General features: G+C 66.2%; 25 protein-coding genes. 10 read left to right on the top strand and 15 right to left on the bottom strand.

From position 1 onward, the window contains the following. From VGM20_00125 to VGM20_00110, 4 genes are read right to left on the bottom strand one after another with little or no spacing between them, the layout of a single operon-like run. Entirely contained in the window at positions 1-585 is a 585-nt protein-coding gene (locus VGM20_00125) for a flavin prenyltransferase UbiX (protein ID HEY4099260.1), read from the bottom strand. Beyond that, complete coding sequence (locus VGM20_00120) at positions 585-1,490, bottom strand: UbiA-like polyprenyltransferase (protein ID HEY4099259.1); 906 nt, start codon at positions 1,488-1,490, stop codon at positions 585-587. Before VGM20_00120 ends, VGM20_00125 begins: the two co-directional genes overlap by 1 nt. Next, positions 1,487-2,962 carry a menaquinone biosynthesis decarboxylase gene (locus VGM20_00115; GenBank protein ID HEY4099258.1) on the bottom strand — a complete coding sequence of 492 codons (1,476 nt, stop codon included), beginning with the start codon at positions 2,960-2,962 and terminating at the stop codon, positions 1,487-1,489. The genes VGM20_00120 and VGM20_00115 overlap by 4 nt, the downstream gene beginning before the upstream one ends. Beyond that, a complete protein-coding gene (locus VGM20_00110) occupies positions 2,959-3,693 on the bottom strand; it encodes a ubiquinone/menaquinone biosynthesis methyltransferase (protein HEY4099257.1) in 735 nt (244 codons plus the stop codon). The genes VGM20_00115 and VGM20_00110 overlap by 4 nt, the downstream gene beginning before the upstream one ends. 69 nt (positions 3,694-3,762) lie before the next feature. Here VGM20_00110 and VGM20_00105 point away from each other — a divergent pair, with 69 nt between their 5' ends. From VGM20_00105 to VGM20_00095, 3 genes are all read left to right on the top strand, one after another. Beyond that, positions 3,763-4,371, top strand: a complete 609-nt coding sequence (locus VGM20_00105; protein ID HEY4099256.1) for a sigma-70 family RNA polymerase sigma factor — start codon at positions 3,763-3,765, stop codon at positions 4,369-4,371. 69 nt (positions 4,372-4,440) lie between these two features. After that, positions 4,441-5,022, top strand: a complete 582-nt coding sequence (locus tag VGM20_00100; GenBank protein ID HEY4099255.1) for a hypothetical protein — start codon at positions 4,441-4,443, stop codon at positions 5,020-5,022. Beyond that, entirely contained in the window at positions 5,009-5,947 is a 939-nt protein-coding gene (locus VGM20_00095) for a hypothetical protein (protein HEY4099254.1), read from the top strand. The genes VGM20_00100 and VGM20_00095 overlap by 14 nt, the downstream gene beginning before the upstream one ends. Here the strand turns inward: VGM20_00095 and VGM20_00090 are convergent. From VGM20_00090 to guaB, 6 genes are all read right to left on the bottom strand, one after another. Further along, positions 5,944-6,378: a hypothetical protein gene (locus VGM20_00090; protein ID HEY4099253.1), complete on the bottom strand. Its 435-nt coding sequence runs from the start codon at positions 6,376-6,378 to the stop codon at positions 5,944-5,946. The genes VGM20_00095 and VGM20_00090 overlap by 4 nt on opposite strands. Further along, positions 6,375-7,472, bottom strand: a complete 1,098-nt coding sequence (locus VGM20_00085) for an Mrp/NBP35 family ATP-binding protein (protein ID HEY4099252.1) — start codon at positions 7,470-7,472, stop codon at positions 6,375-6,377. Before VGM20_00085 ends, VGM20_00090 begins: the two co-directional genes overlap by 4 nt. After that, on the bottom strand, positions 7,469-7,720 hold the full coding sequence (locus VGM20_00080; protein HEY4099251.1) for a NifU family protein: 252 nt from the start codon (positions 7,718-7,720) through the stop codon (positions 7,469-7,471). Before VGM20_00080 ends, VGM20_00085 begins: the two co-directional genes overlap by 4 nt. Before the next feature lie 56 nt (positions 7,721-7,776). Then, a complete protein-coding gene (locus VGM20_00075) occupies positions 7,777-8,781 on the bottom strand; it encodes a bifunctional oligoribonuclease/PAP phosphatase NrnA (GenBank protein ID HEY4099250.1) in 1,005 nt (334 codons plus the stop codon). A gap of 75 nt (positions 8,782-8,856) precedes the next feature. Further along, positions 8,857-10,365: an amino acid permease gene (locus tag VGM20_00070; GenBank protein HEY4099249.1), complete on the bottom strand. Its 1,509-nt coding sequence runs from the start codon at positions 10,363-10,365 to the stop codon at positions 8,857-8,859. Between the two features lie 42 nt (positions 10,366-10,407). Beyond that, positions 10,408-11,865 (bottom strand): IMP dehydrogenase, encoded by a 1,458-nt coding sequence (gene guaB / locus VGM20_00065; protein HEY4099248.1) that lies wholly within the window; start codon positions 11,863-11,865, stop codon positions 10,408-10,410. 162 nt (positions 11,866-12,027) lie between these two features. Here guaB and VGM20_00060 point away from each other — a divergent pair, with 162 nt between their 5' ends. Together VGM20_00060 and VGM20_00055 are read left to right on the top strand one after the other, a co-directional pair. Beyond that, the gene (locus VGM20_00060) at positions 12,028-12,843 is read left to right on the top strand and encodes a sulfite exporter TauE/SafE family protein (protein ID HEY4099247.1); all 816 of its coding nucleotides are present in this window, start codon (positions 12,028-12,030) and stop codon (positions 12,841-12,843) included. Further along, on the top strand, positions 12,843-13,946 hold the full coding sequence (locus VGM20_00055; protein HEY4099246.1) for a cis-3-hydroxy-L-proline dehydratase: 1,104 nt from the start codon (positions 12,843-12,845) through the stop codon (positions 13,944-13,946). Before VGM20_00060 ends, VGM20_00055 begins: the two co-directional genes overlap by 1 nt. Before the next feature lie 11 nt (positions 13,947-13,957). Here VGM20_00055 and VGM20_00050 read toward each other — a convergent pair whose 3' ends face one another. Continuing rightward, positions 13,958-14,338, bottom strand: a complete 381-nt coding sequence (locus VGM20_00050; GenBank protein ID HEY4099245.1) for a hypothetical protein — start codon at positions 14,336-14,338, stop codon at positions 13,958-13,960. A 10-nt stretch (positions 14,339-14,348) separates the two neighbouring features. Continuing rightward, positions 14,349-15,344, bottom strand: a complete 996-nt coding sequence (locus VGM20_00045; protein HEY4099244.1) for a hypothetical protein — start codon at positions 15,342-15,344, stop codon at positions 14,349-14,351. 141 nt (positions 15,345-15,485) lie between these two features. Between VGM20_00045 and gpmI the strand changes: the two genes are divergently transcribed. Genes gpmI through glp form a run of 5 tightly spaced genes read left to right on the top strand, consistent with a single transcriptional unit; the run spans position 15,486 to position 20,189 of the window. Then, entirely contained in the window at positions 15,486-17,006 is a 1,521-nt protein-coding gene (gene gpmI, locus VGM20_00040) for a 2,3-bisphosphoglycerate-independent phosphoglycerate mutase (GenBank protein HEY4099243.1), read from the top strand. Between the two features lie 8 nt (positions 17,007-17,014). Further along, entirely contained in the window at positions 17,015-17,719 is a 705-nt protein-coding gene (locus VGM20_00035; GenBank protein ID HEY4099242.1) for a hypothetical protein, read from the top strand. Between the two features lie 23 nt (positions 17,720-17,742). Beyond that, positions 17,743-18,111, top strand: a complete 369-nt coding sequence (locus VGM20_00030) for a 6-carboxytetrahydropterin synthase (protein HEY4099241.1) — start codon at positions 17,743-17,745, stop codon at positions 18,109-18,111. 26 nt (positions 18,112-18,137) lie between these two features. Beyond that, on the top strand, positions 18,138-18,959 hold the full coding sequence (locus VGM20_00025; GenBank protein ID HEY4099240.1) for a hypothetical protein: 822 nt from the start codon (positions 18,138-18,140) through the stop codon (positions 18,957-18,959). Positions 18,960-18,962: 3 nt separating this feature from the next. Further along, on the top strand, positions 18,963-20,189 hold the full coding sequence (glp, locus tag VGM20_00020) for a gephyrin-like molybdotransferase Glp (protein ID HEY4099239.1): 1,227 nt from the start codon (positions 18,963-18,965) through the stop codon (positions 20,187-20,189). Here the strand turns inward: glp and VGM20_00015 are convergent. The 3 genes from VGM20_00015 to VGM20_00005 are packed head-to-tail and all read right to left on the bottom strand — an operon-like array spanning position 20,186 to position 22,295. Continuing rightward, positions 20,186-21,217 (bottom strand): SH3 domain-containing protein, encoded by a 1,032-nt coding sequence (locus tag VGM20_00015; GenBank protein HEY4099238.1) that lies wholly within the window; start codon positions 21,215-21,217, stop codon positions 20,186-20,188. The genes glp and VGM20_00015 overlap by 4 nt on opposite strands. Before the next feature lie 57 nt (positions 21,218-21,274). Further along, entirely contained in the window at positions 21,275-21,760 is a 486-nt protein-coding gene (locus VGM20_00010) for a hypothetical protein (protein ID HEY4099237.1), read from the bottom strand. Between the two features lie 37 nt (positions 21,761-21,797). Beyond that, on the bottom strand, positions 21,798-22,295 hold the full coding sequence (locus tag VGM20_00005; protein HEY4099236.1) for a hypothetical protein: 498 nt from the start codon (positions 22,293-22,295) through the stop codon (positions 21,798-21,800). Between the last annotated feature and the right edge of the window lie 83 nt (positions 22,296-22,378).

Here is a 22,378-nt window from a genome sequence, read left to right as displayed (position 1 = left end):
TCAGCCTTGCCAGCGCGGCGCGACGGCGATGTCGAGTCCCAGCTGATCGAGCACGCGCTGCACGATGAAATCGACGAGTTCATCGATCGTCGTGGGACGATGGTAGAAGCCGGGCGCGGCCGGGATCACGACGGCACCCGCTTCGGTCACGGTCGTGAGATTGCGCAGGTGGATCAGCGACAGCGGCGTTTCGCGCGGCACAAGGATCAGTTTGCGCCGCTCCTTGAGCATCACATCGGCGGCACGCTCGACCAGCGAACGCGACGTCCCGGCGGCGATCGCCGCGACCGTTCCCATCGAGCAGGGACAGATCACCATCCCCGCGGTGCGATACGACCCTGACGCCGGTCGCGCACCGCGATCGTCATCGGTGTTGACCGTGATCGAAGTCCAGTCGCCGCCGGTCCGCGCCTTGAGCCCCGCGTCGTCGGCGATCCCCGACTCGGTTTCGAGGAGCCGCCATCCGTGCGACGAGATGATCAGTTCGACCGGGACGTGGTTGCGCGCCAGGAGTTCGAGGAGCCGCACACCGTATGGCGCGCCGCTCGCACCCGTGATCGCCAGGACGACCGGACGCTGGCTCATCAGGCCACCAGCCGATCGGCGAGCGCAAAGGCGAAGACGGTGATGCTCATCACGCCGTTCAACGTGAAGAATGCGGCGTCGAGGCGCGAAAGATCGTCGGGTCGGACCAGGCGGTGCTCGTACATGAGAATCGCCATCGCGATGATGAGCCCGACGAAATAAAGGGTCCCGAAATGTGCCCCCCAGCCGAAGATGATCAGCGCCGGAATCGTCACGCCATGGAGGAGCTTCGCGATCAGGATCGCCCGGCGCCGGCCGAAGCGCACCACGACACTGTGGAGTCCTTCGTCCCGATCGAATCCTTCGTCCGGCAAGGCGTAGAACATGTCGAAGCCGGCGACCCAGGTCGCGACGGCGATGGTGATCGCGACGAGGAGCCACCACGGACGGCTCCATGCGCCGGTGACCGCGAGCCATCCTCCGACCGGCGCGATCGCCAGCGACATTCCGAGCCAGAGGTGCGGCCAGTGGGTGAATCGCTTGGCATAGCTGTAGCCGAGGATCCATCCGAGCGCCACCGGCGAGAGCAGCAGACAGATGGTGTTCAGCATTGCCGCAGCAGCGACGAAGAGTGCACCGGCGATCACGACCGCCATTGACGCTTCGAACACCGTCATCGCACCGCGCGGGAGCTCGCGCGCGCTGGTGCGCGGATTCTTCGCGTCGTAGACGCGGTCGGCGAGGCGATTGAATCCCATGGCCGCAAAGCGCGCAGACGAAAACGCGACGATCACGAGGATCACGATCCGCGGAGTGAGTGGCGCGACCTGGGCGGCGGCGAGCATGCCGAGCAACGCGAACGGCAGCGCAAAGACAGTGTGCGGCAGCTTGACGAACGATGCGTAGCGCGCGATGCGCGAGGCGCCGCCAAAGGTCTGCCCTTCGCGCACCGGCTGGCTGGTCACCGGATCCCGAGCGTGGGCCAGAGTTCGTCGATGCGGCGCCGCGTGTCGGGATCCATCACGATCCGCTCCGGCCATTCGCGGGTGAATCCTTCCTCGGGCCATTTGCGGGTTGCGTCGATCCCCATCTTGCTGCCGAACGTGAATTGCTGCGACGCGTGATCGAGGACGTCGACGGGGCCGCGCACGAATTCGGTGTCACGTTGCGGATCGATGTGATTGAGCGCGATCCACCAGACCTCGTCGGCGTCGTGCACGTTGACATCCTTGTCGACGATCACCAGCACCTTCGCGAGCGACATCAGCCCCTGTCCCCAGAGCGCGTGCATCACCTTGTACGCCTGGCCGGGGTACTGCTTGTCGATCGACACGAACACCAGATTGTGGAAGATGCCGGCGGCCGGCATGTGGTAGTCGACAATTTCGGGGACGGTGAGCTTGAGCAGCGGCAGGAAGATCCGTTCGGTCGCGTGCCCGAGCCAGTAGTCCTCCATCGGCGGCCGGCCGACAAGGGTGGCGATGTACGTCGGCTGACGCTGCATCGTCACCGCGGTGACGTGCATGCGAGGGTAGAGATCGGCGAGTGAGTAGAACCCGGTGTGATCGCCGAACGGACCTTCGGTGACCAGCGCTTCGGCGGGATCGATGTACCCCTCGATCACGATCTCGGCATCGGCCGGGACGTCGAGATCGCAGGTCACTGCGCGGGCGAGCGCCACATGATTGCGACGGATGAAACCGGCGAAGAGGAATTCATCGATGCCGGGAGGGAGCGGCGCGGACGCGGAGTAGACGCTTGCCGGGTCGGCCCCGATGGCGATCGCCACCGGCATCCGTTCGCCGCGCGCCGCCATTTCGCGCCAGTGCGCCGCCCCGCTCTTGTGGCGCTGCCAGTGCATCGCAAGATCGCGTTTCCCCAGGATCTGCACCCGGTACATCCCGACATTGCGGGTCCCCCGCACCGGGTCGCGGGTGATCACCATCGGCAGCGTGATGTAGCGGCCACCGTCGCCGGGCCAGGTCTGCAGGAAGGGGATCCGGTCGAGGTCGATCTCGTCCCCCTGCCAGATTACCTGCTGGCACGCTGGTTTTCCCGAGCCAACCCGCGGCGGAAACCTGGTCAGTTCCGCGAGGCGCGGCAGCAGCGCGAGCTTGGCGAGCAATCCGTCGGGGACCTTGAGGTTGATCATCTCGCCGATCCGATCGCCGATCTCGTCGAGCCGTTCGGTTCCGAGCGCGAGCGACATGCGCCGCTCCGATCCGAAGAGATTGATCGCCACGGGAATCGGGCTCACCGCGCCATCGGGAAGGACCGGCTTTTCGAACAGCAGTGCGGGGCCGCCCCGCGGCGATTTCATGGCGCGGTCGGCGATCTCGGCGATTTCAAGATGGGTGCGGACCGGCTCGCTGATCCGCACCAGTTCGCCGACCCGGTCGATCGCCGCGAGGAATTCGTTCACGGTGTCGAGGCTCACCGCGGCATCCTCACCGCCGTGTGAATCGCCACGATCCCGGCCCACCGGGTGCGCCAGGTCACCGGGGCGAATCCCGCCTGTTCGAGTCGCGCGGCGAGTGCCGGCGGATCGGGAAACGGCAGGACCGACGCTGGAAGCCAGTCGTAGGCGCTCCTATGTTTCGACACGAGTCGACCGATGCGTGGCAGGATGTGCCGCAAGTATGCGAGGTACAATGTGCGAATCGGCTCGCGGCGTGGTGTGGTGAATTCGAGGACGACCAGGCGCGCACCTGGGCGGAGTACCCGTGCAGCCTCGCGGAGGCCGGCATCGAGATCCATCAGATTGCGCACCCCGAACCCGACTGTGGCGCCCGCGAACGTCGCGTCGGCGAACGGCAGCGTCAGCGCATCCGCCGCCGCGGGAGCGACCCGCGACGACTTGCCGATCCCCCGGCGCAGCATCGCGGCGACAAAATCGGCCGCAATGACCTCGCCGGCGAATCCGCGCCGATTCCCGAGGTCTGCGGCGAGGTCGAGGGTGCCGGCGCAGAGATCGAGATAGCGTCCTGCCGGAGCGTCTTCCCAGCGCAACTCGTCCACTGCCGCGCGACGCCAGCGGCGATCGGCGTTGAGCGAGAGCAGGTGGTTGAGCAGGTCGTACCGAGGTGCGATCGCCGTGAAGACACCGCGCACGTACTCGCGCTTGGCGAGGCCTCCGGTGACCGGTAGCGGCTGGTCGAGTGCAGGCATCGGCGCGAAAGGTACCGGACTGCCGATTCCGGGGCCAAGGCGCGCCCGCGGGCCGCTCGCGGCCGGTCAATGACCCACCCCACGCCGATCGAATGGGCCGGACTCTCCGACCAGGATGTGGTTCGCCACGCCGCCCGGGGTCGCGAGGCCGCGTACCGGGAGCTGATCCGCCGATACCAGCGGCCGGTCTTTTCCCTGATCTACCGCATGGTGCGCGACCGCGAGCTCGCGGAGGACCTGGCGCAGGAAACGTTCATGAAGGTTCTCAACGCGATCGACAGCTATCGGCCGGAATACAAATTTTCCAGCTGGATCTTCAAGATCGCCAACAACGCCGCGATCGATCAGCTCCGGCGGCGCGGGCTCGACACGCTGTCGCTCGACGGATCACCGCATGCCGCCACGTCGGATGCCGTCGAGGCGACCACGCTGCAGATCGGCGACGCGCGGGAATCACAACTCGATGAAGTGACCAGCCGGGAGCTCGGCTCACAGATCGAAGCGGCGATTGGCAAGCTCCGCCCGGAGTACCGCAGCTGCATCATCCTGCGCCATATCGATGGCCGCCCCTATGAAGAAATTGCCGAAATTCTCAACCTCCCGCTGGGGACGGTAAAGACCTACATCCACAGGGCCCGCAACGAGTTGCGGATCCTGTTGCAGGACACACGAGCATGACCCGGGACGAGGCACCTGCTACCGGGTCCAATGAAACCGGACTTCACCGTCACCGTATGAGGCTTTAGCATGAATTCGCATGATCCGCAGCACCTGACCGCCGATGAACTGGATGCATTCCTGACGGAATCCAGTTCGCCGCGGGTACTGTCCCACCTTGGGACATGCCCGACGTGCGCCCTGATGGTGGAATCCGATGCCCGGCTCGTCGCGTCACTTGCGACCCTCCCCTACTTCGACCCGCCGCGCGGCTTCGAGGAACGGGTACTGCTGGCCGCATCGAAGGTGGCCAGTGCCCGGGCTGCGATCCTCACTCCCCGCGCCAAGGCGGCCCGCCCCCGGGCACTCATGGCGCTCGTCGTCGGCCTCGGAAGCATCGCGGCGGGATTCGCCTGGGCGACGCTGCACCCCGCCGATGCGATCCGCGTTTCGATGCCCGAACTGCAGCAGGCCGCACAGGCGGCATGGCTGTCGCTGCAGGCGTCGGCAAGTCACGCGGCAACGGAACCATGGTTTCTCTCGATCCGCGAGACCGTGGCGGCGCCGGGACGCGCGCTGCTCTTCTTCCTCGGTGGCACCGGTCTCTATACCGTTGCTCTCACCGGTTTTCGGCGGCTGATGGCGGAGCCGACGACCGATGCGGGCTGGTAACCGCGGTGCCGCTCTCCTCGTCATCGCCGCACTGACCTTCACAAGCCGCCTCACCGCGGCGCCAGTGCGTGATGTCGCAGGACCATCGGGGCAGCTTCGGCAACTGCAAGAGTCATCGATTCTCACAACCGCGGATGCGCCATTCATCATGGCGGATGCGGCAGCGGGAGATCCGTTGGCAGCGATCGATCAGCGCGCACGGGAGCCTGGTCGTTCGGACAACATCGTCTTGCTCGCCCCGGAACGATCGATCTCAATCGGTGGCGAAATCGTCCAGAGCGCGGCAGGACTCATCGGCCTCCTCTGTGCCCTGATCGTCCTCGGCCTCGGTCTCGTCACGTTCGGCCGCCCCAATCTCGAAATCGTTTCCGATACCGTGACGCATTCGTTCGGTCGCGCGTTCCTCGCCGGGCTCCTGGGGCAGATGCTCGTGCTCCCCACCTTCGGGCTGCTCATCGTCGGATTGGCGCTCACCATCGCGGGCGCGCTGCTGCTGCCGTTCGCCATCATGGTCTATGCGCTGCTCGTCGCGATTGCCACGGTCGGCGGGCTGCTCGCCGTGGCCCACGCGATGGGCGAGCGGATCACGCGACGCCGGATGGCTCGCGGTGTCCTCGTCTCGCCGAACTCGTACCGCTACCTGTTCACCGGTCTCGGAACGATTGCGACGATCTGGATCGGCTGGGTCCTGTTCGGATGGGTGCCGGTCGCCGGGACCCTGCTGCTGGTGTTGGCGGGGGTGACGACGTGGACCGTGGCGACTGTGGGGCTGGGCGCCGCGTTGCTCTCGCGGGGCGGCATCCACGAGCACTTCGCCGGCCGTCTTCTCGGCGCCGACACGATGACCGACGAGTATTTGTGGGCCACGCCGCAGTTTGGAGTCCCCGCGGTGAAACGCCCCGGCCGACCGAAGACCGAGGCCTAGCGGTCGATATTCACGCTGGCGAGTTCGACACGGCATCCGCGCCGCGACTGTGGCGCGCAGACCATCTGGGCCCAGACGGCGCCCAGTGCAATCGAAATCCCCTGCGGACCGAGGGCGGCCCGGTCCGGCTTCTGCGCGAGAATGGCGTCACGGACCCGCGATATGAAGATCGCGGCGTAGCCTGCCTGCAGCGCGGCGCTTGTCCTGACCAGCTGATGCACCTTGGGGCCATGGTTGACCCGCAGCGGAAAGTGCGTGAGTCGTGCGACGCCCGCGCGATCACCTGCACGCACCGCGCGCTGCAGCGCCACGACGAACGATGTCACCGCCTGCTCTGTTCCGGCAGGTTGCTGGGCCGGTGCGCCGGACGGCGTACAGATCATCAGGACGATCGGCAGTGCAGCGATCGCCGCGACGTGCCGCGCGGTCATTCGAGAATCGGCAATGAGACCCCAGTGCGCTCCACTCCGCTCCGGATCCGGGTACTGACTTCGCGCAGCATCACGCCGGCGGCGGAGGTCGGTGCCGCGAGCACGACCGGTTCGCCGCGATCGGCTGCATCGGTCAGCCCCGGCTGCAACGGAATCTGACCGAGGAGCGGCACGCCGAGCTCATCGGCGAGTCTTGCGCCGCCACCCGAGCCAAAGAGATCGTGACGCGCACCGGTTACCGGATCGATGAATCCGCTCATGTTTTCGATCACACCGAGGACCGGGACGTTGACCCGCTCGAACATGCGCGAACCACGCAGCGCGTCGCCCACGGCGACTTCCTGCGGCGTCGTCACGATCACCGCACCCGACACCATCACCTGTTGCACCAGTGAGAGCTGTGCGTCGCCGGTACCCGGAGGCATGTCGGCGAGGAGGAAGTCGAGCTCGCCCCATTCGACGTCGTGCAGGAATTGATGGAGGATCTTGGTGATGATCGGACCGCGCCAGATCGCCGCGGCATCGCGGTCGATGAGGAATCCGATCGACATCAGCCGGACGCCGTGCGCGTCGAGCGGAATGATCCGGCCGTCGCGAACCGCCGGCTTCTCGTACACGCCCATCATGCGCGGGATGTCCGGGCCGTAGAAATCGAGATCGACGATCCCGACGCGGAACCCCGCTTCGGCCAGCGCGACCGCGACATTCACTGTCACCGTCGACTTGCCGACTCCGCCCTTTCCCGACGACACGGCGATCACCTTGTGCACGCCGGGCACCTGCATCGGCGTGGGAGCGGGAACGCCGGCCTGCGCGCTCTGCGGCGCACCGTGCGTGACTTTCTGTGGTCCGGCGGGATCCTTCACGTCGATCCGCGGCTGCGGCAGCCCCGCGGTCACGACCGCCTGGCGAGCCTGGCGGACCAGCGTCGCAGGATCATCCCGGCGCAGCAGGAAGGTGAACGATGCGTCGCCAGTGCTTTCATCAACCGTGAGACCGTCGATCATCCCGGATGCGATCAGCCCCGTGCCGGTGCGCGGGTTGACCACGCTGTCGAGTGCCGCACGAATCTCCTCGTCGCGGGATCTGCTCACACGGCCTCGACGACCAGCACCTCTGGGACGGCAGAGCGGAGCCGGGACTCGAGCCCCTGCTTGAGCGTGACCGTGGAGGCCGCGCAGCCGGCGCAATGTCCGCCGAGACGGACGAGGAGGCGGCCGGCAGCCACGTCGAAGTCGATCACCTCGACGCTCCCCCGATGGGATGCGATGTAGGGTCGGAGTTCGTCGATGGTGCGTTCGATGCGCTCGAACAACGCTTCTGAGGCGACAATGGTGGTCACGGCGCGGAAACTACCACGCTCCACACGCGGTACAAGGGGCGCAGATCCGCGCGAATTCAACTGCGCAGATATTCGCGCGAGGCGGCGAGTACCGTCGATTGCACCTGCGCCATCGTTCCCGGCAGTGCCACGCCGGACGCCTTCGCATGGCCGCCACCGCCAAACCGGCGTGCCAGCTCCGCAACGTTGACCGCGCCGACACTGCGGAACGAGACCTTGATCCGATCGCCGGAGACTTCGCGGAACAGGAGCGCCAGCCGCACCCCGCGAACCGATCGCGCGTGCTCCACCGCACCGTCAAGATCGTCGGATTCGACCTGGTGGCGCTCGAGCGCCCCCGATGGAACGGTGATCCAGGCGAGGCCGATTTTGTCTTCGACCACCAGCGTTTCGAGCACCTCGGCCAGCAACCGCGGCCGGCCGGGCGGCGCGCCGGCGTAGACGTCGAGATAGACCTGCTCGGGGTCGACGCCTGCCTCCAGCAGGTCAGCCGCAACGCGCAACGTCCGGGGGCGGGTGTTGGAGAAGCGGAAGCCACCGGTGTCGGTCACCAGGGCGACATAGAGCGCTCGTGCCATTGCCGTGGTGAGGTGCCACCCCGATTCGCGAGCAAGGAGGGCAACCAGCTCTCCTGTCGCGGCGGCGGTGGGATCGACAAGCCTCGGCCCGGGCGGGAGCGTGCCGGGACTGACGTGGTGGTCGATGCATCCCACCGGCACGCCGCGCTCGCGAACCGTATCGGCCAGCGATCCGAGCCGTGCGAGGTCGGCGATGTCGAGCACGATGATCGCCTCGGCCCGTCGGAGTTCCTTGACCGCATGGTCGGAGCGATCAACGCCGGGAAGATCCTCGAAGAGGAAACCGAAGCGCGGCGGCGTCGCGGTGGGATTGGTGATGCAGACGTCGGCGCCGGCCGCGCGGAGCAGGTGCGCCATGGCGACCTCGCTCCCGAGGCCGTCTCCATCGGGATTCACATGGGTGGTGAGGCAGATTCTCCGGCGTGGCAGTGCCAGACCGGCGATTGCCGCGATTGCATCCGGATCAAGTCCCGAGGAAGACATGTCGTGAAGGTAAAACGAATGGGGGCGTCGCCGCTCTCCCGGCTCCGCCCCCATTCGCATGCGACCGTTGAGCGATCAGCCGTGCGGTGCCGCTCCTCCCGCGAGCGAGCGCTGCAGCGTACTGTGCTTGCGACCGTAGGTGAAGTAGATGCAGAGGCCGATGATCAGCCACACGATGAGTCGGAGCCAGGTGTAGCCCGGCAGCGTCAGCATCAGACCGAAGCAGCAGATCACGCCGAGAATCGGTACCAGCGGCACCCATGGCGTGCGGAACGGCCGTTCGAGGTCGGGACGCACTTTCCGCAACACCATCACGCCAATGCAGACCAGCACGAAGGCGAGCAGCGTGCCGATGTTGACCAGCTGCGAGATGACGTCGAGGGGAAGGATGCCGGCGGCGATAGTGACCGCGATGCCGGTGAAGATCGTCGACAGATACGGCGTGCGAAACTTGGGATGCACCCGCGAGCCCCATCCACCGATCAGGCCGTCTCGTGACATCGAGTAGAAGACCCGCGACTGGCCGAGCAGCATCACGAGCACCACTGAGCCGAGACCGAGCACTGCACCGACGTCAACGAGAATCCGGATGATGAACGGGGCACCGATCTTGTCCATCGCGAATGCCATCGGAGCCGAGACGTTGAGCTCGGTGTACGGCACCATCCCGACGAGCACCGCGGACACGGCGACGTACAGGAGCGTGCAGATCCCCAGCGACGCGAGGATGCCGATCGGGAGGTCGCGCTGCGGATTCTTCGCTTCCTGCGCTGCAGTCGAGACCGCGTCGAATCCGATGTACGCGAAGAAGACCATCCCCGCGCCGCGCAGCACGCCGGAATAACCGAAGGTGCCCCATTTGCCGGTGTTGTCCGGGATGAACGGATGCAGGTTGGCGGTGTTGATGTGGCCGAGACCGACCGCGATGATCAGCAGGACGATGAGGACCTTGAGGATCACGATGAAGTTGTTGAACGTCGCCGATTCCTTGATGCCGATCACCAGGATCGTCGACATCAGGATGACGATGAACATCGCCGGGAAGTTGAGCAATGCACCGGTCATGTTGATACCGGTGTGGGCGCATCCGGCAACAGCCTTCGCCACGTCTTCGGCTTCGCACCAGCGCGTCGGCGCGTTGGTCAGCGTTGCGGGGAGCGCGATCCCGAGATTGTGGAAGAGGTCGACGAGGTGTCCACCCCAGCCGACGCCGACCGTCGCGGCACCGGCGGCGTATTCGAGGACCAGGTCCCAGCCGATGATCCAGGCGACGAGTTCGCCCATCGTCGCGTAGGAGTAGGTGTAGGCGCTCCCGGCGACCGGGACCACGCTCGCCATCTCGGCGTAGCAGAGTCCGGCGAAGGCGCACGCGATGCCGACGATGATCATCGAGAGCGGGACCGCGGGCCCGGCGTACAGCGCGGCCGCCTGTCCCGTCAGGACGAAGATCCCGGCGCCGATGATCGCGCCGATCCCGAGTGCCGTAAGGTTACCCGCCGTCAGCGAACGCTTGAGGCTGTGCTCGTTCGTCGCCTCAGCCTCGGCGCGCAGATCGGCAATGGACTTGGTGGCCCACAGACTCATGATGCGATTCTCCCACTGGAGTGGATGGTGCCCCGCGAAGCGTCAGACGCTGTAGTTGGGCGCTTCCCGGGTAATCGTCACGTCATGCGGATGCGATTCGCGCAACCCGGCCGAGGTGATCCTGGTGAACTCGGTGTCGCGCTGGAGTGCCTCGATATCGGCGACGCCGCAGTATCCCATCCCGCTGCGCAGCCCGCCGACCATCTGGAAGAGTACATCGGCGACCGGCCCTTTGTACGGGACGCGCCCCTCGATCCCTTCCGGAACGAGCTTCGAGACCGAGACTTCGCCCTCCTGAAAGTACCGGTCCGCCGAGCCATCCTGCATCGCGCTCAGCGATCCCATTCCGCGAATCAGCTTGAAGCGCCGCCCCTCGGCGAGGATGCTCTCCCCCGGGCTCTCTTCGGTTCCGGCGAGCATCGATCCCATCATCACACTGGCGGCCCCGGCGGCGAGCGCCTTGACCATGTCGCCGGAATACTTGATCCCGCCGTCGGCGATCACCGGAATCTCCCCCGCACCGCGCACCGCGTCGATGATCGCCGTGATCTGCGGGACGCCGACGCCGGTCACCACCCGCGTGGTGCAGATCGAGCCCGGGCCGATCCCGACCTTCACGGCGTCAACGCCGCGCTCCACCAGCGCGCGAGCTCCCGCCTCGGTCGCGATGTTGCCGCCGACCAGCTGGACCTCCGGGTATGACTCGCGCAGCGCAGCGACGGTCTCGAGGACGCCGTCGGAATGTCCGTGCGCCGAATCGATGACGACCACGTCGACACCGGCGCCGACCAGCGCCTTGGCCCGCACCGCCGCCTCGGCACCGGCGCCCACCGCGGCAGCCACGCGAAGGCGGCCGTGCTGATCCTTGTTCGCGTCGGGAAAATCGCGGCGCTTGAAGATGTCCTTGACGGTAATCAGCCCCTTGAGGATGCCGTCGGCATCGACAACCGGGAGCTTCTCGATCCGGTGCCGCGCGAGAATCGCTTCGGCTTCGGCGAGCGTCGTGCCGACCGGTGTCGTCACCAGCGAGTCGCGGGTCATCGCTTCGGCGATCGGCCGGCCGAGATTGGATTCGAATTGCAGGTCGCGATTGGTGATGATCCCGATCAATCGCCCGTTCCCGTCGACGATCGGGACCCCCGAAATCCGGAACCGCCGCATCAGCGCGTGCGCTTCACGGAGCGGACGATCGGGGCCGAGGGTGATCGGGTTCATGATCATCCCGCTCTCGCTGCGCTTCACCCGGTCGACCTCCGCCGCCTGGCGGTCGATCGACATGTTCTTGTGGATCACGCCGATGCCGCCGGCGCGCGCCATGGCGATCGCCATCTCGGCTTCGGTGACGGTGTCCATGGCGGCGGAGACCAGCGGAATATTGAGCGGGATGGCGCGGGTGAACGACGAGGCGGTCTGCACGTTTCTGGGGTGGACGCTCGACCGCCTGGGGATCAGGAGGACGTCGTCGAACGTCAGGCCGTATTCGGGTCGGAGTCGACTCATCAGCAAGACAATTGTGCAGGCGGGAACATCCAGAAGTCTAGCGCGGACGCCAGAAGCAGGCAACCGAGAGACTCACGGCGCGCGCCCGATTCCGCTATCATCAACGGTCACTCCGACATCCCGAATTCGCCGCGCCATCACTGTTTCCATGAAGGGACCCTGATGTCTGCCATTCCGTCGACCACGGCCAGCCGTGAACGCGCCACCCCGATGGCGGGGCTGTTCCTCCTCGGCACCGTCACCGACTTCTTCGACACGCTCGGGATCGGATCGTTTGCCACGACGACGGCAATTCTCCGCCTCGGTCGAATCGTCGAGGACGAGAATATCCCCGGCACGCTGAATGTCGGTCATGCGATCCCGACAATCACGGAGGCGGTGATCTTCATCATCCTCCTCGGCGGATTGATCGACCTGCCGACGATCGTCACGATGGTACTCGCCGGCGGGGTCGGCGCGTGGTACGGCGCCGGGATCGTGGCGAACTGGCCGCGTCGCGCGATCCAGCGCGGCATGGCCATCGCCCTGGTGATCACTGCGGCGTTCATGGCGGTCCGGATGCTCTTGAATCTTTCGCACACCGCAGGCACCACGGGCTTCACCGGCCTCCCGCTTGTGGTCGCGATCATCGGCAGCGTGGTGATCGGCTCGCTCACGTCGCTCGGTATCGGCAATTACGCCCCCACGATGGCGATGACCTACATGCTCGGCATGAACGAGAAGGCCGTCTTCCCGATCATGGCTGCGTCGGCGTCGCTGATTCTCCCCGCCGCGGCGCTGCGCTTCTTTCGCGCCGGACGATTCGATCGCCGCACCGCGATCGGCCTCGCGATCGGCGGCATCCCCGGCGTCTTCATCGCCGCGTTCCTGGTGAAGGAGTTGCCCCTGAGCGTGGTGAAGTGGGTGGTTGTCGTGGTGCTGCTCTACACGTCGGCAACGCTCTGGGTCGCATCGCGCAACGCCGCATCGGTCGCCTGATGCGAATTACCGGCATTCGCGCCTATCAGATCGACCTGCCGCTGCACGAGGCGAGCTACAAGTGGTCGGGCGGCAACGCGGTCACGGTCTTCGATTCGACCGTCGTCGCGATCGACACCGATGCCGGCATCACCGGCTGGGGTGAAGTCTGTCCGCTCGGCCCGGCATATCTGCCGGCGTATGCGCGCGGTGCGCGGACCGGGATCGCCGAACTCGCGCCGCAGCTGATCGGCTCCGATCCGTGCGACCTCGCCCGCCTCAACGACCAGATGGACGCCGCGATGCGCGGACACCCGTACGTCAAGTCGGCGATCGACATGGCGTGCTGGGACATTCTCGGTCATGCCTGCGGACTCCCCGCAGTGACGTTGATGGGCGGCCGCGCCGGCGAGGATTTCGCGCTGTACCGCGCGATCTCGCAGGAACCTCCCGACGTGATGGCGCAGCACATCGCGCAGTACCGCAGCGAGGGATACACCAAGTTTCAGCTCAAGGTCGGCGGCGATCCCGACACCGATATCGAGCGGATTCGTGCGGCGGCAGGAGTACTGGCACCGGGTGACGTCCTGATTGCCGACGCGAATACCGGATGGACACAGCACGCGGCGATTCGCGTCGCCGGCGCGGTGCGCGATGTCGATGTCTACCTCGAGCAGCCGTGCACTTCGTACGAGGAATGTCTCGCGGTGCGCCGCCACACCGATCGTCCCTTCATCCTCGACGAAGTGATCGACGGGATCGGCATGGTGGTGCGCGGTGCCGCAGACGGCGCGATGGACGTGATCAATCTCAAGATCTCCAAGGTCGGCGGCCTGACCCGTGCGCGACAGATTCGCGACCTCTGCGTCTCGCTCGGCATCGCGATGACGATCGAGGACACCTGGGGCGGCGACATCATCACCGCGGCGATTGCCCACCTCGCCCACAGCACGCCGGAACGCTTCCTTTTCTCGGCGACCGATTTCAACTCGTATGTCACGGTGGCATTTGCCGATGGCGCGCCACGCCGACAGCACGGGCGGCTCGCTGCGTCGCGGGAACCGGGTCTCGGCGTGCGCCCGAAGATGGCGGCGCTCGGCGATCCGGTCCTGTCGATTTCCTGATTACCGCCGCATCACGGCTTTGCGCCCGGATCGGGCGACGCGGACTCCCCTTCGCCCGCTGACGGTGTCGCGGGTGGTTTTTGTGCCGCAATGTTCTGCGCCGTGCGCGACGCCTCTTCGACCACCGATTGCGCCGCCGATGCGAGTCCCTTCATCACCTTCGACGCCCCATCGAAGAACGTCACCGTCCCGCTGATGGCGTCGATCGGCATCTTTCCCGCACGCAGCAGGTCTTCGGCCTTGTCGGTCATTTTCGCGAAGATGTTGGTCGGGCTGGACCGCTCGGCGTACTTGCTGCCCAGGAACTCGATGTAGTCGAGAATCTGGTAGCCGCGCTCGTCGGACAGGTTGTCGATGGCGCGCTCGATGCGATCCTTGAGATGTTCGTTCACGGTCCGTCCTTCAGTCGAGACGCCGGACCAGGTTGAGCACCGGCGTCGGTAGGAAGCGTGAGCGGCCGGCACGGATCGTCGCGCGGATCTTCACCCGGGCGAGCGGTTCCAGCCGCCGGAACGATTGCGCCTCATCCTTGGTGATCCCGATGTAGAGGAAACCACTCTCCGGCAGCGGACCTCGCGCCAGGAGATACGGTTCGCCGGCAGGAAGCTCGGGACGCAACTCGTCGGCGGTTTCGATGCCGAGTATCTGCACTGTCCATTCCACGGTCTGGCCGACGTACTTGTCGGGAGCGGCGCGAATCTCGGCCGCCGTGATCGTGTTCGGCGCCTGTGCATTGCCGAGCGTCGCATCGTGCACCCACGCATCGATCTTCACGTGGGCCCAGCCGTTCCTGTGCTCGACGACTTCAGCGGGGAGTGGCGCCTCGACCGTGGCAACCGGAGCGCTTCCCGCTGACGCCGAGATCGCAGCACCGGCGGCAATCGTCGTCGCCGGGTGCGCCGGGGCTGCCGCCAATGGCTGTGGCGCCGCGGGCGGCGGCGGATTGGGCTTCGGCGCGACCGGATTCGTCTTCGGCGCAATCAGCGCGCTCGACACGATCCACCCGGTCCGCCGCACATGGGTCCAGCCACCTCTCGTCTCGACCCGGTCGAAGAGCGCGCCGAGCCGAGCGGTCGCGAGCGTCCCGCCGCTGGCGGGACCGGCGCGAAGCGTGGTGCCGGCGGTCGGACTCACGCTGACGTCGAATCCGTCACGCTTGTCGTCGCGCAGCGCATTCTGCGCAATCCATCCGTCGACTGTTGCCTGGATCCACTCGCCGCGAGCCGGCCCCGTGGTCACCGGCGTTCCACGCGTGAGATGCAGCAGGACGATCCCGGACGGATCCTTGTCCAGGTCAGTCTCGACCGCGAGCGGCCGCGGCGATTGCGCCCGGAGGCGCGGCGCCGTGCCGCAAACCATCGCCATCGTGAACAGAGCCAATCGGAAGACGCGTGGCATTGTGGGCAGTCTATCGTGCGTGAGGTCGCACGTCAAAGGTTCTGGTTGGCCGGTTCCCGCAGGTCGGCTACCTTCGTTGCTCTTCCCGGTACCGCCGGAGCACGACTGACCGTGAGCCCCGCCACTCGATCTTCGCCTGCAGTGCTCCTCCTCGTCCTGGACGGCTGGGGGTGGCGCACCGAAACCGACGGCAATGCCATCGCGATGGCGAATACACCAGTATGGGATCGGCTCCTCGCGACCGCGCCGATGACGCTCCTCGATGCCAGCGGACTCGCCGTCGGCCTGCCGGCGGGACAGATGGGAAACAGCGAAGTCGGGCACCTCAATCTCGGGGCCGGACGCGTCGTCCCGCAGGACCTCGTCCGCATCAACCAGAGCATCGAACGCGGCGAATTCCAGCACCTCCGGGCGATCGAAGCGGTGGCCGCGCACGCGATCAGGAATCGCAGCACGGTGCACCTGGCCGGACTCCTCGGCCCAGGCGGCGTGCATGCGATCGACGCCCATCTCCGTGCCGTCATCGCGGCGATGGTCGAGCTCGATGTTCCCCGCATTGCCATCCACGGCTTCCTCGATGGTCGCGATTCGCCGCCGAAGTCCGCCGGCGATGTGGTGGCCGGACTGCAGCGCGATATCGCCAGTATCGGCGGGGGCCGCACCGTCATTGCATCGCTCACCGGGCGGTACTTCGCGATGGATCGCGACAAACGGTGGGATCGAACCCGTCTGGCATATGACGCGATGGTCCATGGCGTCGGAATCCAGGCGGCGGATCCGGTCCCTGCCGTGCTCGACGCGTACGCGCGCGGCGAGACCGACGAGTTCATCAAGCCGCTCGTCATCACCGCGCACGGCGAGCCGGTCGCGACGATGCGCGGTGGAGACGCCATCTTCTTCTTCAATTACCGGTCCGACCGGATGCGGCAGATCGTTGCGGCGCTCACCTCGCCGGGATTCACCGGCTTTCCCGTCGGCGAGCGGCCGGAATTGTTCGCCGCGACGATGACGCAGTACGACCAGACCTTCACACTGCCGCAGGCGTTCGCCCCGTTCTCGATGGTCCGCATTCTCACCGAAGTGCTGAGCGGCGCCGAGCGGCGGCAGTTCCGGACCGCCGAGACCGAGAAGTATCCGCACGTGACGTACTTCTTCAATGGCGGTCACGAACCGCCGTGGCCCGGCGAGGAGCGGACGCTGGTCCCGTCCGCCAAGGTCGCCACCTACGACCTGCAACCGGAAATGAGTGCGGCCGGGATCACCGAGGTCCTCTGCACCGCGCTGCAGCATCGCGAGCATGACTTCTATCTCGCCAACTTCGCCAACGCCGACATGGTCGGGCACACCGGGGTCCTCCCGGCAGTGATCAAGGCGATCGAGACGGTTGATGATTCGCTCGGACGGATCCTCGCGACGGCGGCCGCATCAAATGTGATGGTCATGGTGACCGCGGATCACGGCAATGCCGAACAGATGATCGATCCCGCCACCGGTGGCCCGCACACGGCCCATACCACCAATCCAGTGCCGTTCGTGGCGCTGGGTACCACCCATGCGCTGCGCTCGGGCGGCGCGCTCTGTGACGTCGCCCCGACCCTCCTGGCGCTGCTGGGGCTCGAGCAGCCGGCGGAGATGACGGGGCGAGCGCTCTTGCGAGGCTAGTTTTGAGGATGCGCACCTACCTGGCCTTCGCCCTTGCCCTCGCCCCCGCCCCGCTCGTCGCGCAGGTGGGGTTTCTGCCATCGCAGTCACCGTATCACGAAATCCAGCGCGGTGCCTTCGTCGAAGCCCTCGGCGGCCGGATCCTCGGCACCGGTGGCCTGCTGCAGCTCGGCCCGCGCAATGGCTATTCGGAAGGGGCACGCTTCGTCCTTCGCGGCAAGAACGCCCTGCAGTTCTCGTTCGGCGGATGGACCGCCGGGACGGTGCGATCGGTCATCGATGCCAATGACTCGCTTGCCACGCGCAACAAGGGCCTGTTCAATCAGCGCCTCATTGCCGGCGAAATCGGGATCCAGCTCAACGTCACCGGAGGCAAGACCTGGCGTGGATTCGCGCCGTTCGCCGCTGCGAATTTCGGATTCCTGCACGGGCAGAGTGGTCCGGCCACCGACACATCGGGGTACTCGTTCGGAACCAAGGTCTACTTCGGCCCCTCGCTGGGAACGCGGTACTTCCTGTCGCAACGGCTGTATCTGCGCGCCGAGGTTCGCGGATTGTTCTGGAAGCTGGACTACCCGACCTCGTACTCGCTCGAGCCGTCGCAGCAGCCGGGAACGCTCACCGCACCGAATGCGGTCAATCCGACCGGCGTCAGTTCGCAATACACGTTGACGCCGGAGATCCGGGTCGGCTTCGGATTCGCATGGTGGTAACGAAAAATACAGCACGCTGTGCCTTGACGCGGGCGATCTCGCTGCACGCGCGCCATCGCTATCCGGATGCCGGTCCAACCGGCGATCACGGCCATCTGTATCGCATCGAGATCACGGTCGGCGGCGTGATCGACGAGGCCAGACAGACCCTGATCGATCTTGCCCTCCTTGACCGCATTCTGACCGACGAGATCGCCAAACCGATCGACGGACGCCACCTTAATGAAGCGATCGCTGATTTCGCGTCGAGGGGATGGCTGCCGACGTGCGAAGCATTCGCGGCATGGTGCTGGCGCCAGATCGCACCACGTCTCCCTTCCGGTGTGGAGCTGGAACGAGTCCGCGTGGCGGAGGATGCCACGCTCTGGGCCGATTGCACCGGAACTGGCTGACCCTCTGGAGTAGGGCGGAGTCTTCGATGATCGAGCGTCACCGTGTGCTCGCATGCCGTACCGCAGCGGTCGTGCTCTTCGCCGCGACGACCAACCTCTCCGCCCAGCGTACCAATGATCAGGCGCGCCTCGCCGTGGGAATCTCGGGCGGGTATGTCTCGTCGCTGCACCTCTGGGATGTCGACCAGCCGATCTGTTCGGTTGGCCTGAGCTGCAATCCGGAGACCTGGCATCTCACCCGTGAACTCCGGTCCGATATTTCGCTGAGCGGATCGGTGACCTATTTCCCGAGGCCCCACTTCGGCTTCACGGGGGAGTTCACCTATCTCGGCCTCGGTTCCACCGATGGATGCACCATCGTCCACGACAACGGCGATCCCGACCTGGCGGCTGCGTGCAACGCACTGAAAGGCGACCAGCGTCCCGCGTCGGTGACCACCATGCAGGGAGGCGCGATCTATCGGCCACTGACGCGCACGTTGATCCAGCCCTATTTCAAGGGGATGGCGGGACTCGCGTTCACCCCGCTCAGCACGGTCGAAATGGAGTCGATCTACGGCGTGGTGGCCGACACCGCGGTGCTGCAACTCACGGTGTACCGCGATCCCGCCTGGAAGCCGATCCGGGTCAGCGCGTCACTCGCCGCGGGATTCGCGACCGCACCGAGCAGCGGCTACCAGATCAGGGCTGAAGTGCGCGAAACGTGGCTGCCGCTGTCGATGGTCGCCGGACCGGTTTCCGAGGGCCAGGGATTCGTCCCATCAATCACGCACGCGTTCAGGCACGTCATCAGCGTGATGGTGGGCTTCGACGTCGTGCTCGAAAAGAACCGCGGGAGACGCTACTAGCCGATGCGCGTCGTGTCGGCCGACGACGCCGAGCGCGCGATTGCGGCGCAGCTCATCCCCCAGCCGGCGGTCCGAATTCCCCTCGCCGATGCGGTCGGCCACATCCTCGCCGACGACGTTCGCGCCACCATTCCGCTGCCCCCCTGGACCAACGCCGCCATGGACGGATACGCGGTGCGTGCGGCCGATCTCCACGGCGCCACGCGTAGCCGTCCCGTCTCGCTGCGCGTCGTCGGAACGAGCCAGGCCGGGACATTCCCCGACCGAACCGTCGAAGCCGGCGACGCGATGCGGATCTTCACCGGTGCCCCGGTCCCCGCCGGCGCCGATAGTGTGGTGCGCCAGGAAGACACCGACCGGGGACGGGAGATGGTCCAGATCGTCGACGCCCGCGACGCGGGGGCCAATGTTCGCCGAGGAGGCGCTGACCTTGAGCGCGGCGCCGTGGCGTTCGCGGCGGGGACGGAGATCGGCCCACGGCAGATCGGACTGCTCGCCGCGCTGGCCATCACCCATCCGATGGTCCATCGGGCGCCGCGCGTCGGCATCCTGGCCACCGGTGACGAGGTGGTGAGCCTGGACCAGGTCGACCGGGTCCTCGCATCCCAGTCACTCGCCGACGTCAACGGACCGGCCCTCGCGGCGTTGGTGCGCGATGCCGGCGCGGTGCCGGTTCCGCTCGGCATCGCCCCCGATAGCTGCGGCGCTCTGAAGGAACGGATTGTCTCGGCTGAGCAGATTGACCTGCTGATTACGGCGGGCGGCGTGAGCGTGGGCGATCACGACCACGTGCGAGAAGTGATGACGGCGCTGGGCGTGGTCACGCCGTTCGACCGGGTCCGGATGCGCCCGGGCGGGCCGACCACCTTCGGCGTCTTTCCCGGCGGACTGCCGTGGCTCGCGCTGCCCGGGAATCCGGTGAGCGCGATGGTGACCTTCGAGCTCTTCGGCCGGCCGGCGATCGCGATCATGCGAGGAAGCCGGTCGCCGGCGCGGCGGTGGCAACGCGCCGTGCTCACGCAGGACTTCCCCCGGGAGCCAGTCCTCGATCAGTACATCCGGTGCGTGATCGAATGCGCCGACGATGGCGAGCGGCGAGTCGTCCCCACCGGCCCGCAGGGGTCGGGCTTTCTCACCTCGATTGCACGCGCCGACGCGCTGGCGCTGATCCCGGCAGGGAATGCTGCGCTCCCGGCCGGGACCAGCGTGCAGATCCTGCCGCTTGGCTAGAGGATCAGGCCGCCGCTGAGCAAAAGCGTACGCGTCCTCAGGCTTCCACCAAAATCCGAATCGAAGTTGTGCAGGCCAAAGGTGTACCGCACCTGGAGAACCAGTGGGCCGAGCTGCGCGCCGGCGCCGCCAGTGATTCCGTAGTCCAACCGGTCGCTGCCGCTTCCGGTGCAGGAACCCGAGAACGAAAAGCCGTCGCCGGAAGTCGATGCATTGCAGTGGACGTCGTAGGTGATTGTGGGTCCGGCCACGATGAAGAAGCTGGCGCTCTCCGACCCGAACCTGGGACGGACCAGGAACGACGCCACTGCGTCGTACTCGACCAGGGAGGAAGTGCTCTCGACACCGAACGAGTTGTCCGTGGTCGTCCTGGTGTACCGATTGACACCAAGTTCCGGCATGATCCCGACGCCACTCGCGACGGGCACCACAAATCCGACCGCGCCACGAATTCCGTGGACCGCATTGCCGCTGGCGTCACTGCCTGCGCCAGTCGTCCGGAGCCAACCGGCAATTAGTTGTACGTGCATCCGGTCATCGGTGCTCGCGGCGGCGGTCGCCGCCGCCATCGGTGGCAAGTTGCTCGTCGGGGAAGCGTTCGCAGCGCCGGGCCGCGTCGATGACAAGGGCGCTGGTGGTGGTGGCGGCGGTGGCTCGGCACGCGTCGCCGACGCTGCGGTTGACGTTGCCGGAGCTGATGCTGAGCTCTCCTGCATGCTGGCGGCCTTCGTCGCGGCAGCGACCGGTGCAGCGCCCGCAGCGGTCACCGGTTCCACGAGGTTGCGCGCGATCCACCCCTTGAGCTGCAACTCGGCGAGCTCGACCTTGACCCATCCGCTGTCGTGCCCGACGGCGGTCAGGACTGTCCCCTTGGAGAGGACCCGGGTCACCATCGAATCAATCGACGGCGCGACGCGGACATTGGCACGGTCGGCGCGGACGCGGACCAGCTCTGGTTGCTGCGCGGCCACCGTTCCCACTCCGAGCACGACCAGCAACGCGCCCGACCAGCATCTGGTGCGGAACATCGGCATCTCACTTGTTCGAGTAGGGGTCAGGAATCGAACCGGGCCGCCGCAGTGGTCTCAGTGACCGGCGGCCATCATCACGGTCACCACTTCCTTCGGCACCTTGTTGGTGTTCAGCGACACAAGGCCATCGCTCGTGATGTCGAAGTTCTTCTTGGTCGACTGGATTTTCGCGAGGATGACATCCTTGGGGAGTTTCGATGCCACCATGTTGATCACGGACTCGTTGGTCAGGACTTCGGTGGACGGTTTCTTGGCGCCGGCCGACATCATCGCCTTCATGAGGTCGGCCGACACCTTGTTCGCCTGGAGGCCGATCAGGCCGGAAACGGAGATATCAAAGTCACTCCTGGTCGATTGCACCTTCGCCTGGATCACGTCCTTCGGCACCTTGGCGAGAACCATCTGGACCACGGACTGGTTGGTCAGCACCTCGGCACTTTTCGGCGCCTGTGCCTGTGCCTGTGTCTGTGCCTGTGCCGGCGCGCGGGGAGCGATGACAAGCGCCAGGACGACCGTCAACGTGGCAAGACGCAATCGCATCGAGACTCCGGAACAAGTCAGCAACAGGGACTGCAGATCACATCTTGAAGTCGACGCCGGCCGTCAGGAAGCCGATGCCGTATCCGACGCGTCCGGTCAGCGCGAGATTGTCCTTCAGCCAATAGCGGACTCCGCCGAACGGCCCGATGAGCAAGCCGGTCGATCGGGCGCCGGCGCCGCAATCGCCGTGCGCGCCGCTGCAGCTGAAGATGAAGACGCCCACCGAGCCACCGACAAATGGGTCGAGCTTTTCGTTGCTGACCGTGAAGTGGTATGCGACGGTCCCGGCGACCGGGATGACGTGGTAGTTGAAGTCGACCACGCCATAGGACCAGTATCCCGCCGACAGCCCCCAGCCCCACTTGTCATTGATCGCGTGCTCGAAATTCCCCTCGAAGGCGACGGTGCTCCCATACGTTGCGAGCGAGATCGATGGACCGATGTAATTGGTGCCTGCCTTGAATGCCTGCGCGTTGAGCTGCGCGGCACCGACCGCAAGGAACGCCAAGGGGAGAGCCAGCACACGAAATCGCATCAGATCCCTCCTGCAAGTGGTTGGAGAGACGCGACCCCGCGGCCCGCGCGGGGTGCATCTCGAGCGGCAACATGGAGCGTGGT

The organism is Gemmatimonadales bacterium (assembly GCA_036500345.1).
Classification (GTDB): domain Bacteria; phylum Gemmatimonadota; class Gemmatimonadetes; order Gemmatimonadales; family GWC2-71-9; genus Palsa-1233.
Note: the sequence above shows the minus strand (reverse complement) of the source record. Positions and strands in the feature narration are given on the sequence as shown.